Source organism: Streptomyces sp. OR43, from assembly GCF_008042275.1.
Classification (GTDB): Bacteria; Actinomycetota; Actinomycetes; order Streptomycetales; family Streptomycetaceae; genus Streptomyces.
On the sequence record NZ_RDBK01000086.1, the window covers coordinates 1 to 12,707 of the forward strand.

Sequence of the window (12,707 nt, forward strand, 5' to 3'; positions counted from 1 at the left end):
CCCCCGCCACGTTCCCGGCCCCGGCGGCGGTCCCGGTCACAGCCGAAGGACTCCACTCGATGCTCGCCCTGCTGCCCGCGACACCCGCTCGGCCCGACGACCCGGCGGGCCCGGCCGAGCCCCTCGGCCTGGAAGGGCTGCTGCGCCGCCTGGCCGGCCGGCCCGCCCTCATCGATCCCGTACGACTGGACATCCTGGAAGCCCTGTTGGCCCCGGCCCCGCCCCCTGCCCCGCAGGGCACCGCGCCGGTGGCCACCGAGGCCGGGAGGCGGACATGAAACGGCTCCTCCTCATGCACCGGCCTCCGGCCGCCGCCGCACACGCCGCCGCGGCGGGAGCCGCCACCGGTCTGGTGACCGGGGCCCTCGTGCTCGGCGCCCAGCAGATGGGTGGCGTCCTCGGCATGCCCGGCGCCGCCGTCCGCTACGTCCTGCTCACCGGCGCCCTCCTGGCGCTGGCCGGGCCGCCGCTGACCCGGCGACTCGTCATCCGCTTCGGCGGTCACCCGCGCGGCGCCGCCCGCTGTGCGCTGGCGGCCTGTCTGCTCGCGGTCCTGGCGGGCGCCGTCCCGCACGTCGCCGTGTTCTGCGGGGCGGTCCTGCCGGCCGCGCCCCTCGGCGCCGCCGCCTTCCGCCTGCGCACCCACGGGGCCTGGTACCCGGCGGCGCTGGCCGGCTTCGCCGCGAGCGGCGCGGCCGTGTGGCTGCTTCCCGACCGGCCGGAGAGCGCCCTGCTGCTGTGCGCCGCGGCCGGCGTGCTGGTGCTGGCACCCGTGGCCCTGTCCCGAGCCGTGCCGGAGCCGGTCCCGGAAGCCGCGCAGAGCCTGCCGGCCAAGGGCTGCGGCACCGCGCGCTCCGCGTATGCCGCCGCCGGCTTCGCCGCTGGGGCGGGCGCCCTGGCCACGCAGGACTTCCTGACCTTCCGCTTCGAACTGCTCGGTGCCCAACAGGCCACGTACGTCGCCGCGGCAGCCGCCGGAGCAGGGCTGCTGTTCCTGCTGTACCGGCTCCCTTCCGACGGCGTGTCCGCCGCCGACGCCCGCCGGGCAGCCGCGACGCTCCTGGCAGGTGCCGGTGCGGCCCTGCTCGCCCTGGCGACGGCGGCGGGCCCGCACCGGTTGGCCGTCTCCTTCGCGGCCCTCCTCTGCTGCGTGGCGCTCGCCGGCCGGCTGCTGGACCGGGCGTTCACCGGCCGTCGCTTCGACGCGGACGCCGGCTGGGTCCTGCTGGGCGCGTTGGCCGGAATCGGCGCACTGTCCGGCCTGCGCGGCGCCCTGGACGCCGGTGACGCGCTCGTCCTGTGCGCCCTGCCGCCCCTGGTGGGAACCGTCCTGCTGACCCGGACCGCCGGGGAGCCCGCGACCCAAGCGGCCGCGGCCGAACCCCTGTTGCGGGTGCACGATTTGACCGTACGGAGAGGCGGCCACACGGAGATCCGGCGGCTGCGCCTGTCCGCCGCGCCGGGCGACGTCCTGGTGCTGCGCGACGAGAGGTCGGGCCGGCGGGCGGCCGCCCTGCTGCGGGCCCTGGCGGGTCTGGACCGGCCGGCCGCCGGCCGCGTCCGCCTGCACGGCCAGGACGTACGGCGGATGGACCCGCGCTCGCGCTGGCTGCTCGGCCTGTCGGCGGCCGTCGATCCGGTGAACGCCACCGGCGCCGGCGTGCTGCCGCAGCTCGCCTCGGACCGTACGGTCGGCGAGGCGCTGCGCGCCGCTGCCGAGCGGCACGGTCCGGCGCGGGCCGAGGAGCTGACGCGGAGCGCACGCGCCGCCTTCCCAGCGCTGGACGATCGCCTCGACGACGCCCCGGCAGGGCTCGAACCCGCCGAGCGCGGTGTGCTGGGCCTGGCCCAGACCCTCCTGGCCCGCCCCCGGCTGCTGCTGCTCGACCTCACCGCGCCGACGGCCGCGTCCCTGGCCGACGACCCCCAACTGGCCGGCCTCGTACGGCGCATAGCCGGCCAGGGAACCGTGGTGCTGGTGGCCACATCCGGCAGCGCCGCGACGCTGCTCGGCGGCCGGCCGATCGACCTCACGGAGCGCCGTCCCGCCCGCGCCGTCCGGTCCCGCCGCCGTCCCGCCGCCACCGACGCGCCGCGATCCGGGCCCGCCGCGGCCGGTGGAACGGCCTCACACGAAAGGAACCCGGCATGATCCACTCCGCCCGGTCGCGTGTCCGCCGCGCCGCCATGGCGGCGGCTGCCTGCGGCCCGCTGCTGATCGCCCTGTTCGGTCCGGCAGCCGTGGCGGGCGCCGCGGACGCGGGCGCCACCGTCACGGTGTCGAAGGCCACCGGACTCGTCGAGGGCGGCCACATCACCGTCACCGGCGAGGGATTCCGTCCGGGGCTCACCTCCGTCGCGGTGGGCCTGTGCAAGAAGGGCTACCGCGACAACAAGGACTGCGACCTCACCGGAGGCGCGGCCCTGGTGAACATCGACGCGCACGGGAGGCTGCCGAAGGTCACGCTCACCGTGCACCGTACGGTCGCCGGCGCCGACTGCCGTACCACCCCGTGCGTCGTCGGCGTCTCCCCGCTGCCCGCCGGCACCCCTGCCTCGCTGCGCCCGCCCAACACCGTCGACATCCCGATCGGGCTGAAGGGAGGCACCGTGACCGGCGAGCCGTCCGGAGTCGGGCACGCACGGACGGCCGCCGCCGGAACAGGCGGCTCCGGGTCCGGCTGGGACGGTCCGTCGACGGGGCTGTGGACGGCCTGCCTGTCCGTGGTCGTGTTCTGCGCCGGCCTCTCGCGCTTCCCGCTCCGCCCGAAGTCCTCTCCTCTCTCCCGTTCTGGAGGTACCACCTGATGCGCACCGTGCTCCGCCGGTCCACAGCACTGGCCTGTGCCGGCGCGGTGGCGTTCGCCACCGCCGTCCTCAGCGCCCCGACGGCTTCCGCCGCGGGCGTGCTCACCGTCAGCAAGACCACCGGACTCGCCGTCGGTGACACCGTCACCGTGTCCGCGAAGGGCCTGAGCGCGAGCCAGGGCTTCGCGCCGCTCGGCCTGTGCAAGCCGACCCCGGCGGGACCGACCGACTGCGAGACGTCGGCCGACTCCGCCTACATCGGCAAGACCGACGGATCCGGTGTCTGGCACGCCTCCTCCGACAACGCGACCAGCGTCAAGATCACCATCAAGGCGAAGGCGGGCGGCGTGAGTTGTACCCAGGCGCCGGGCGCCTGCGTGATCGCCGTCTTCATCACCGCGACCAAGGAAATGGTCCAGGTGCCGCTCACGGTGACGGCCGGTGGCGGCACTCCGTCGACGAGCCCGAGCCCCTCCGCCACCGCGTCCTCGACCGGCTCCGACGGGGGTTCCGGTGGAGGGTCCGCCGCCTCCGGCGGGGGTTCCGCGGACACGTCGGCCGGCGGTGCGGCCGGGGGCGGCGACAGTCTGGCCCACACCGGGAGCATCGACGGCATCCCGGTCGGCCTGCTGGCCGCCGGGACCCTGGTGCTCTGCGGCGGATCCGCCCTGCTGCTCATGCCGCRCCGCCGGCGCGACTGATCCCTCGCGTCTGTCGTCAGGCGTCGTAGAGGTCGGCCCTGCCGGGACCGCTGGGCCTCTCGCGCGGCTCGCGCCGCGTTCGCGGGGTCCGGTCCCTGATCCGGGCTGATCCGGACGGAAGACCCGGCCCGCACGTCCGCCCCCATGACATGTCCGGCGTCATGGGGGCGGACGTACGAGCCGGCACGGACCGTCAGTCCGGGGCGTGCCCCGCGAACCGGGCGAGGGCGTCGTCCAGGGCGATCACATCCGCGTACTTGGAGTCCAGATCGAAGAGATTGGCCTCGTGCGGTTCCGGGTCCCGGTCGGCCGAGGCCTCCCGCACCACCTGCGGCCGGAAGCCGTACTGGAGCGCGTCCAGTGTGCTGGCCCGCACGCACCCGCTGGTGGAGAAGCCGCCGACGACCACGGTGTCGACGCCGCGATCGGCGAGCATCCGGTCCAGACCGGTGCCGAAGAAGGCGCTCGGGTAGTGCTTGCGCACCACCAGGTCGCCCTCCTCGGGCCGGCAGGCGGGGGTGAAGCCCGCGTACGGACTGCCCGCCCGGAAGGCGTCCAGTCCCGGCACCTTGCGATGGAAGTGCGGCGCGTCCAGCGCCGGGTCACCGTCGTAGTGGACGGCGGTGAAGACCACCGGAGCCCCGGCCGCGCGGGCCGCCGACGCCAGGGCGCCCATGGCGGTCAGTGCCGCGTCGGCGGTCTCCAGCCACAGCCGCGACTCCGGCTCGGCGTACGCGCGGACCGCGTCGACGAGCAGGAGCGCCGGGCGCTCGCCCCAGCCCACGCGGGACCCGAAGCCGGCCGCCGCGTAGTCCTCGTCGAGCCGGCCGGCCACCTCAGATCACTCCGTCCGCGGCCAGCCGGGCGCGCTCCGCCGCGTCCAGACCGAGCACGCCGCCCCAGATCTCCTCGTTGTGCGCGCCCAGTTCGGGGCCCGCCCAGCGGACCTTGCCCGGTGTGTCGGACAGTCGCGGCACCACGTTCTGCATGGGGATCTCCCCGAAGTCGGGGTGTGGCATCCGGACGATGGCCTCGCGCGCGGCGAAGTGCGGGTCGGTCAGCATGTCCTCGGCGGTGTACGTGCGCCCGGCCGGGACGCCCGCCCCGTGCAGCGCGGCGAGCAGCGTCTCGGCCTTCTGGCGGCCGGTCCACTGCGCGATCACCGCGTCCAGCTCCTCCTGGTGCGCACCACGGGAGCTGTGGGTGGCGTACCGCTCGTCCGCCGCCAGGTCCTGGCGCTCCATCACCTCGGTGAGCCGGGAGAACACGGTGTCCTGGTTGGCGGCGATCAGGATGTCGGCGCCGTCGGCCGTCGGGTAGACGTTGCTGGGGGCCACGTTGGGCAGAACGGCGCCGGTGCGCTCACGCCGGTAGCCGCCGATCTCCCATTCCGGGATCAGCGACTCCATGTACGCGAGCACCGCCTCGTACAGCGCGGAGTCGACGACCTGGCCGCGGCCGGTGCGCTCCCGGGCGTGCAGGGCCATCGTCGCCCCGTAGGCCGCCATCGTGCCGGCCAGTGCGTCGCCGAGGGAGACCCCGGTGCGGGACGGCGGCCGGTCGGGCTCCCCGGTGATGTGCCGGATGCCGCCCATCGCCTCGCCGATGGAGCCGAAGCCCGCCCGGGGGGCGTACGGGCCGGTCTGGCCGTATCCGGTGACGCGGACCAGGATCAGGCGGGGGTTGAGGGCGGAGAGCGTCGCGTAGTCCATCCCCCAGCGCTCCAGGGTGCCGGGGCGGAAGTTCTCCACGAGCACATCGGCCGTGGCGATCAACTCCCTTGCCAGGCGCTGGCCTTCGGCATGGCGGAGGTTGCAGGTGACGGACTTCTTGTTACGGGCGACCACCGGCCACCACAGGGAGGTGCCGTAAGGGCGTTCGCGCCCCCACTGGCGCATCGGGTCACCCTTGCCCGGGTCTTCGAGTTTGACGATTTCGGCTCCGTGGTCGCCGAGCAACTGACCGCAGAAGGGGCCGGCCAGCAGCGTGCCGGTCTCCACCACGCGGATATCGGAGAGGGGTCCAGTCATGGGCCGAGTGTAGATTTGGGAAACGCTGTTCCGCCAGAGGAACCGGGCAGGCAGAATGAGGGACATGGAAAGCAGAGCAGCCGAAGCGGCCCCGTCCGCCGTCGGCATCGTCGAAGTCGCCCCCCGTGACGGGCTGCAGAACGAGTCCGAGATCCTGACGCCCGCCGAGCGGGCCGCGCTGATCGCCCGAGCCGTCGCCGCGGGCGCGCGGCGCGTGGAGGCGGTGGCGTTCGTCCACCCCGGCCGGGTGCCGCAGATGGCCGGAGCCGAGGAGGTGATGGCGCTCGTGCCCCGTACCGAGGGCGTGAGCTACTCCGGCCTGGTGCTCAACCTGCGCGGACTGGAACGCGCCCTGGACAGCGGCGTGGACGAGGTCAACTGCGTCGTGGTGGCGAGCGACACCTTCTGCCGCCGCAACCAGGGGGTGGGTACGGAAGACGCCTTCACCGCCTGGGAAGCCATTGCCGCCCGCGCCCACGCGGCCGGCGTCGCCCCCTCGCTCACCATCGCCGCGTCCTTCGGCTGCCCGTTCGAGGGCGAGACGCCCGAGGACCATGTGGTGGAACTGGCCAGGCGCGGCGCACTGACCGGCGCGGTGGAGGTGGTCCTCGCCGACACCATCGGCGTCGCGGCCCCGGACGCCGTGACCCGGCTGCTGCACGGGGTGGCCGAGGCGGCCCCCGGCGTTGGACTGCGCTGTCACTTCCACAACACCCGGAACACCGGCTACGCCAACGCCGTGGCCGCGCTGCACGCGGGCGTGAGCTGGCTGGACGCGTCGCTCGGCGGCATCGGCGGCTGCCCGTTCGCCCCCGCCGCCACCGGCAACATCGCCACCGAGGACCTCGTGTACCTGATGGAACGGATGCGGGTGAGGACCGGCATCGACCTGGAGGCCGCCGCGGACATCGGCCGCGGTCTCGGCGACCGCCTCGGCGCTCCGGTACCCGCGCTGCTCGGCCGCGCCGGCGGCTTCCCGCCCGGCGCCGCCGCGGCGGCCGGGTGAGTCGTGACGCCCCCCGAAGCGCTGTGTCCGCCATCGATCCACCCACATCACACAGAAGTTGAGGCACCGTCATGGGAGCGCATCCGCACGGCTGGTGGGTCCTGCTGCATATCGTGCTGTTCGTCTTCTGGCTCGGCGGAGATCTCGGTGTCTATGTCTCCAGCCGCTATGTACTCGCGCGCGAGCTGAGCTTCGAGGCCCGCTCGACAGCCCTGCGCATCATGGGTGTGCTCGACATGGGACCGAAGATCTGCCTGGTCCTCTTCCTGCCCAGCGGGGTGACGCTGATGGCGCTCGACCCGCACGGCGCCACCCTGCTGAACGCGTGGACCGCCGCCGCTGCCTGGCTGGGCGCCGCCTGCTGGCTCTGGCTGACCGTGGTCGACCACCATCACCCCGGCCGGTTTCCGCTGGTGCGCCGGGCCGACTGGACGCTGCGCATCGGGCTGACGGCGGTCCTGCTCGGGGTGGGTGGGTACACGCTCTTCGCCGCCGAGCCGTTCGGTGTCACCACCAGCCCGCACTGGCTGGGTGCCAAGGTGATGCTCTACGCGACGGCGATCGCCTGCGGGCTCGGGATCCGGCTCACCCTGCGTCCCTTCGGCGCGGCCTTCGTCGCGCTGGCCCGGGACGGCTCCACACCCGGCACGGAGGACGTTCTGCGCCGCGCGGTCAACGGCTGTGTGCCGTACGTCGCGGGAATCTGGGGCTCCGTGCTCGTGGCGGCGGCGCTGGGCGTGTTCAAGCCGGGCGCGTCCCTGTGACCGCCCGGGGGAGAGTCCGGGGCGTGCTGGGCGTGTTCAAGCCGGGCGTGTCCCTGTGACCGCCCGGGGGAGAGTCCGGGGAAACGGAAGTCCGGCCGGCCCGTTCCGGGGCCGGCCGGGTGCTCAGCCGGTGCCGGGGCGGTGGCCGAACTCGGCGGAGATCCGTTCCGCGGCGGCCACCAGGAGCGGGACGCATTCGGCCATGCGGGGCTTGAACCGCGTCTGGGGCCCCGCCACGCTCAACGCGGCCACCACGTGTCCGTCATGTCCGAGCACCGGCGCCGCGGCCGAGACCGACCCGCCCTCGCGCTCGCCCGTCGATGTGGCGTAACCGCGGCGGCGGATGACGGTCAGCTCCTTGCGGAGCTTCGCCGGGTCGGTGACGGTCCGGTCGGTGAACGGCTCCAGCTCGTGCCGGCTCAGGTACTCCTCGATCTCGTGCTCCGGCATGAAGGCCAGCACCACCTTGGAGGAGCTTCCCGCGTGCAGCGGGTAGGGGATGCCGATGGCGACCTCGATGCGCAACTCCTGCTGCGGCACGACCTGGTCGACGTAGAGACGGGTGTCGCCGCGCCGGATGGAGAGCGTCGCCGTCTCGCCGCACTGTGCTGCCAGCCGCCTCAGCTCGGGCGCCGCCATGGTGCGGAGGTCGGTCCGGGCCAGGTAGGCGCGGCCCAGTGAGATGGCCGCCGGGCCGAGGGCGTAGCGGCGTGTCACCGGGTCCGCCAGGACCAGGTCGCGGTTGCGCAGGGCGGTGAGGATGCGGTGCACCACCGCCTTGGTGATGTGGAGCTCCTGCGCGATCTCGGTGACACCGAGGTCCGGCCGGCCGCTGCGGCCGAAGAGCAGAAGTACGTCCATGGCCCGCTCGACGGCGGCGATCGACCTGCTGCTGTTCTCCTCGCTCACGATTTTCCTTCTGCGGTGCCGGGCCGTTGGGAGGGCCGGTCGGGCGTCTCTCGCCGACCGCCGCCCAGCATAGGGCCGCGATTTCCCCAAGGGAAACACGAACGTCGAGCTGTCACCGTTCGGCATTGACACCGAATGAAGCCCGTCGTTACGCTCATCGTGACACCGTTCCGCTAGAGGAAACGACATGAAATTCGCTCGGTACGCCACACCTCAACGAACACACCGCCGGGAGGCGCCATGCGAGCCGCCGTCGACGAGTCCACTTTCCGGCAGACGCTGGCACGCTGGCCCAGTGGCGTCGCGATCGTCACGACCGAAGGGGCCCTCGGCCGTCACGGCATGACCGCCAGTTCCTTCTGCAGCCTCAGCCTCGACCCGCCGCTCGTCCTGGTGTGCATGGACCGCAGGATCCGCTCCCACCAACTCATAGAAGAACACGGCGTGTTCGCGGTCAGCGTGCTGGGCCGTGACCACATCGGCCTCGGCCGGCGCTTCGCCGGCATGGAGCCCGGCGTCAAGGACCGCTTCGAGGACGCCGCCTGGGAGACCCGGGTCACCGGAAGTCCCGTCCTCACCGACGCCGCCGCCTGGGTCGACTGCAAGGTGCGCCACGCCTATCCGGGCGGCGACCACACCATCTTCGTGGGCGAAGTGGTCGACGCCCGCGTGCCCCGGCTCGTCTCGCCGCTCCTCTTCCACTCCCGCGCCTGGGGACAGATCGCCGACCCGCTGCCGGACGCCGTCACGGTCGCCGACGTGGGGTCCGCCGTACAGCTCGCGCTGCGCGCCGCTCCCCGCCGGCCCACCGACCGCCTGCTCGACGCGCTCGCGCAGGCGGGGGTGCGCGTCAGGCTGCCGGCAGGCCGGGCTCCCGGCGCGAGGTCCGCCGAGGACCACGCCCTGCCGGTGTCGGTCCTGGTGCCCGGACCCGAGGAGGCCGCGGCGGCGGCGGCCTCGGGCGCCACCGCCGTCGAGTTCACCGTGGCCGACCGTCCCGGAGCGCCCGGCCTCCCCCTCTCGGGCGTGCCCGCCCTGCTGTCCGCGCTCGCCGGATCCGCCACCGTCGTCGGCCGCATCCCCGACGCGCTGAACCCCTCGCGCGCCGCTCGCGTGCTGGATCTCGTGGCAGCGCTGCGCGCGGCCGGCTGTGACGAGATCGCTCTGGAGGAGGCAGAGGACACCGGCGGCGAGGCCTCACCCGACCAGAGTTCGCCGCTGCATCTGAGGCTGCTGCTCCAGGACGCCGTCCAACTGGCCGGCGTCATCCCGCTGCGGCTGTGTCTGCGCGACGACCACGGCCTCGGGCTGGTGAACGCGCTCACCGCGATGAAGAGCGGCGTCCGCCACTTCGACACCGCGCTCGGGGGCTGCGACGGAACGCTGGACACCGAGCGGCTGCTGCTGCTCTGTTCCCGTATGGGCGTCGGGGTCCCGGTCGAATCGGAGCCCCTCGCCGCGTGCCGGACCGAACTGAACCGCCTCGTGCGGCGTGGCCGGCCCCGCCGCCCCGCCTGACCGCGGGCGCCTTCGCCGGTTGGCCCGTCCCGACGCCGGGCTCCGAGGCGTACCCGCACCACCGCGGCCCGCACACCGTCCCATCGCACCCCTTCTCCCGCTCACCCCTTCCCGCCGAGGAGCCGACGCATGACAGCACCACGTCTGACAGGCCAGCGTCTGATCGATGTCATGACCGCCGAGGAACAGGATCGTGCCCGACGGGTCGAGTCCGTGCTGCCCGCCCTGCGCGAGGCCGCCGCCGGGGCAGACGCCGCCGGTGAGTTTCCGCGCGGCCATGTCGCCCTGCTGAGGGAGGCCGGCCTGCTGGGTCTGGTCGTGCCCGAGGAGTACGGCGGGCTCGGCGGCGGCCTGCGCGACCTCGCGGCCGCGACCTTCGCCATGGGGACCGCGTGCCCGTCCACCGCCCTGGCCTTCTTCTTCCACAACACCAGCGCCTCGCGCGGCCTGCTGCCCCTGGAGGCGATCCGCGCGGGCCTCTTCGAGGACAGCGAGATCTCCGAGGTCACCGCCTTCGCCGAACGGGTGCTCAAGGCGATGGCCGGCGGACAGTGGATGGGCAACTTCGCCAGCGAGTCCGTCAAGAGCTCCGGGGCCAACATCTCCATCGCCACCACCGCCCGCCGCACCGAGGGCGGCTGGCGGCTCGACGGCGAGAAGTCCTTCGGCTGCGCCACCGGCGTCGCCGACGTCTACCTCGTCACCGCCCGGCTGGACGGCGTCGAGGGCACGGACGGCCTCGCCCTCTTCCTCGTCCGGCGCGAGGCGCCCGGTGTGTCGTCCCGCGAGCCGTGGAACGGCATCGGCATGCGCGGCAGCGCCAACCACGGCATCCGTCTGGACGGGGTGACCGTCCCGGACGACGACGCGCTCGTCGTCCCCGGTGCCTTCACCCGGATGCTCCAGGTCAGCCGCGGCAGTTTCGTCGGCAACCAGCTCGCCATCGCCGCGGTGTACACGGGTGCCGCCCAGGCCGTCTACGACCACACCCTGGACCGCCTCACCACCAAGACGTTCGCCGACACCGGGCGCCCCATCGCCGCCAGCCCCATGCACCAGGTGCTCATCGGCGACATGACCCAGCGCCTGGAGACCGCCTACCTCTGGCTGGGCCGCCAGCTCGAACTGGAGACCTCCGAACCCCCGTTGCGTCCCAAGCCGGAGGTCTTCCGGCAGTGGCGGCTCGGCAAGGGATCCGTCACCGAGGCGTGCTTCGACGTCGCGCTCGGCGCGCTCAAGGCGTGCGGAACGTCCGGCGCCACCCTCGACGGGATCATCGGCCGCACCCTGCGCGACCTCGCCATGGGGCTGGTGATGACGTTCCCCGCGGAGCGCGGACGACTTGAGGTCGCCAAGATGGCCTCCGAGGACCGGGCCACCGCGCTCTTCGCGACCGTGGAGAGCGGTCGATGACCACGCCCTTCCTTCCCGAGCCGGTCGCCGACCTCGTCGACGGGCGGCCGGGCAGCTGCCGCCCGCTCCCCGGCGGGCTGTTCCGGCAGAACCCGGTCACGGGCGAGGACATCGACCCCGTGCGCGCCAGCGCCGACGCCCGGGTGGAGAGCGCCCTGGCCGCAGCCGACCGCGTGCACCGGTCCGGTGCCTGGGCCGCGCTGCCGGACGACGCGCGGGCCGACGCCCTCGACGCCGCCGCCGGCGCGGTGGAGGCGCGGGCCGCCGCCATCACCCTGGCCGAGAGCTTCGGCAGCGGGGTGCCCCACACACAGACCGCCGTCCTCGGCGTCATCCTCGGCGGAGCCTTCCGGCTGGCCGCCGCCCGGCTGCGGGACTCCGTCCTCGTCACCACGGCCACCCGGCCCGACGGGCGTCCGGTCACGGTGCGGCGGGAGGCACTCGGCCCCGCCCTGTGCGTCGTCCCCTACAACGCGCCGGCCCCGATGGCCGCCCACAAGGCGGCCTCCGCCCTGGCGGCCGGCTGCCCGGTGCTGGTGAAGGCGCCCGAACTCAACCCCTACGGAACACAGTTGCTGGTGGAGGCCGCTTCCGCCGGACTCACCGCGGCGGGCGCGCCGCCCGCGCTGCTCCAGCTCCTGCACGGTGACGCCGCGACCGGCGCCAGGCTGGTGGCCGACGACCGGGTGCGCGCGGTCTCCTTCACCGGCGGCACCGCGGCCGGCCGCGAAGTCGGCGCCGTCTGCGGGCGGGCGCTGAAACCGGCACAGCTCGAACTGGGCGGAAACAACGCCCTGGTGGTCATGGAGGACGCCGACACCGCCACCGCGGCCCGGATCGCCGCCGAACTGCTCACCACCCTCAACGGTCAGTGGTGCCGCGCCCTGGGACGCCTGGTCGTGCCCGCCGCCCGCCAGGCGGAGCTGATCGAGGCCACCGGCGAGGTCCTGGCCGCCCTGCGGACCGGTGACCCGCTGGACGCCGCCACCGGATACGGGCCGCTCGCACACGCCCGGCACCGGGATTCCGCCCGCGCCTCCCTCGCCGCACTCACGCGCCTCGGCGCGAAGGAACACACCTTCACCCCGGTCCCCGGCCGGGGCAACTGGCTGGCCCCGGTGCTGCTCACCGGTGTGCGCGAGGAGCAGGCCAGGGAGGAGATCTTCGGACCGGTGGCGACCGTGCACGCCTACGACACCCCCGACGAGGCCGTCGCCCTGGCGAACTCCACCGGCCACGGCCTTGAGGCCTACGTGACGGGACGGGACGAGGAGGCCGCTCTCGCCGTGGCCGCCCGGATCCGGGCGGGTGAGGTCAAGGTCAACGGCTCCTCGGTGCTCAGCCTCCACATGGACACCCCGCGCCCCGCCTGGGGCCTGTCGGGCCTGGTCGACGAGGGCACCGACGAGACGCTGCTGCACTTCACCGGCAGCCGGGTCACCGGCGTCGAAGGCGCCTTCGCGCTGCACACGGCGCCCGCACCGGGCAGAGGCACCCGATGAGCGCCCCCGCCGGCCGCCCGGCCGCCAGCACCCGCTCCGGCCGCCCGGCCCCCGAC

Annotated in this window: 11 protein-coding genes and 1 pseudogene; 9 read left to right on the top strand and 3 right to left on the bottom strand. The window is 74.3% G+C overall.

Features of this window, described 5'->3' with window-relative positions:
• The 4 genes and pseudogenes from EAO72_RS40890 to EAO72_RS40905 all read left to right on the top strand — a co-directional run.
• A pseudogene (locus tag EAO72_RS40890) lies at window positions 1-278 on the top strand (hypothetical protein); the annotation flags it as partial.
• Window positions 275-2,152, top strand: a complete 1,878-nt coding sequence (locus EAO72_RS40895) for a hypothetical protein (protein ID WP_148022457.1) — start codon at window positions 275-277, stop codon at window positions 2,150-2,152. The pseudogene EAO72_RS40890 and the gene EAO72_RS40895, both read left to right, overlap by 4 nt.
• On the top strand, window positions 2,149-2,808 hold the full coding sequence (locus EAO72_RS40900; RefSeq protein ID WP_148022458.1) for a neocarzinostatin apoprotein domain-containing protein: 660 nt from the start codon (window positions 2,149-2,151) through the stop codon (window positions 2,806-2,808). The genes EAO72_RS40895 and EAO72_RS40900 overlap by 4 nt, the downstream gene beginning before the upstream one ends.
• Complete coding sequence (locus EAO72_RS40905) at window positions 2,808-3,509, top strand: neocarzinostatin apoprotein domain-containing protein (RefSeq protein ID WP_148022459.1); 702 nt, start codon at window positions 2,808-2,810, stop codon at window positions 3,507-3,509. The genes EAO72_RS40900 and EAO72_RS40905 overlap by 1 nt, the downstream gene beginning before the upstream one ends.
• A 193-nt stretch (window positions 3,510-3,702) precedes the next feature.
• Here EAO72_RS40905 and EAO72_RS40910 read toward each other — a convergent pair whose 3' ends face one another.
• On the bottom strand, window positions 3,703-4,344 hold the full coding sequence (locus EAO72_RS40910; RefSeq protein ID WP_148022460.1) for an isochorismatase family protein: 642 nt from the start codon (window positions 4,342-4,344) through the stop codon (window positions 3,703-3,705).
• A gap of 1 nt (window position 4,345) precedes the next feature.
• A complete protein-coding gene (locus EAO72_RS40915) occupies window positions 4,346-5,539 on the bottom strand; it encodes a CaiB/BaiF CoA transferase family protein (protein WP_148022461.1) in 1,194 nt (397 codons plus the stop codon).
• 64 nt (window positions 5,540-5,603) lie between these two features.
• On the opposite strand from EAO72_RS40915, the gene EAO72_RS40920 reads away from it, so the two are divergent.
• Both EAO72_RS40920 and EAO72_RS40925 read left to right on the top strand, forming a co-directional pair.
• Entirely contained in the window at window positions 5,604-6,545 is a 942-nt protein-coding gene (locus EAO72_RS40920; protein WP_148022462.1) for a hydroxymethylglutaryl-CoA lyase, read from the top strand.
• Between the two features lie 71 nt (window positions 6,546-6,616).
• Window positions 6,617-7,309, top strand: a complete 693-nt coding sequence (locus tag EAO72_RS40925) for a hypothetical protein (protein WP_148022463.1) — start codon at window positions 6,617-6,619, stop codon at window positions 7,307-7,309.
• A gap of 123 nt (window positions 7,310-7,432) precedes the next feature.
• On the opposite strand, the gene EAO72_RS40930 is transcribed toward EAO72_RS40925, so the two are convergent.
• Window positions 7,433-8,218 (bottom strand): IclR family transcriptional regulator, encoded by a 786-nt coding sequence (locus EAO72_RS40930; protein WP_222724174.1) that lies wholly within the window; start codon window positions 8,216-8,218, stop codon window positions 7,433-7,435.
• Window positions 8,219-8,458: 240 nt separating this feature from the next.
• On the opposite strand from EAO72_RS40930, the gene EAO72_RS40935 reads away from it, so the two are divergent.
• From EAO72_RS40935 to EAO72_RS40945, 3 genes are all read left to right on the top strand, one after another.
• Entirely contained in the window at window positions 8,459-9,736 is a 1,278-nt protein-coding gene (locus EAO72_RS40935) for a flavin reductase (RefSeq protein WP_148022465.1), read from the top strand.
• A 129-nt stretch (window positions 9,737-9,865) separates the two neighbouring features.
• Window positions 9,866-11,149: an acyl-CoA dehydrogenase family protein gene (locus tag EAO72_RS40940; RefSeq protein WP_222724175.1), complete on the top strand. Its 1,284-nt coding sequence runs from the start codon at window positions 9,866-9,868 to the stop codon at window positions 11,147-11,149.
• Window positions 11,146-12,651, top strand: a complete 1,506-nt coding sequence (locus tag EAO72_RS40945; protein ID WP_148022466.1) for an aldehyde dehydrogenase family protein — start codon at window positions 11,146-11,148, stop codon at window positions 12,649-12,651. Before EAO72_RS40940 ends, EAO72_RS40945 begins: the two co-directional genes overlap by 4 nt.
• The last annotated feature ends 56 nt before the right edge of the window (window positions 12,652-12,707 follow it).

What these genes read in the sequence shown, in the direction of transcription:
- EAO72_RS40935 (WP_148022465.1), top strand. Translation starts at nt 8,459, where the DNA reads ATGCGAGCCGCCGTCGACGAGTCCACTTTCCGGCAGACGCTGGCACGC.
- EAO72_RS40925 (WP_148022463.1), top strand. Translation starts at nt 6,617, where the DNA reads ATGGGAGCGCATCCGCACGGCTGGTGGGTCCTGCTGCATATCGTGCTG.
- EAO72_RS40945 (WP_148022466.1), top strand. Translation starts at nt 11,146, where the DNA reads ATGACCACGCCCTTCCTTCCCGAGCCGGTCGCCGACCTCGTCGACGGG.
- EAO72_RS40915 (WP_148022461.1), bottom strand. Translation starts at nt 5,539, where the DNA reads ATGACTGGACCCCTCTCCGATATCCGCGTGGTGGAGACCGGCACGCTG.
- EAO72_RS40940 (WP_222724175.1), top strand. Translation starts at nt 9,866, where the DNA reads ATGACAGCACCACGTCTGACAGGCCAGCGTCTGATCGATGTCATGACC.
- EAO72_RS40900 (WP_148022458.1), top strand. Translation starts at nt 2,149, where the DNA reads ATGATCCACTCCGCCCGGTCGCGTGTCCGCCGCGCCGCCATGGCGGCG.
- EAO72_RS40920 (WP_148022462.1), top strand. Translation starts at nt 5,604, where the DNA reads ATGGAAAGCAGAGCAGCCGAAGCGGCCCCGTCCGCCGTCGGCATCGTC.
- EAO72_RS40895 (WP_148022457.1), top strand. Translation starts at nt 275, where the DNA reads ATGAAACGGCTCCTCCTCATGCACCGGCCTCCGGCCGCCGCCGCACAC.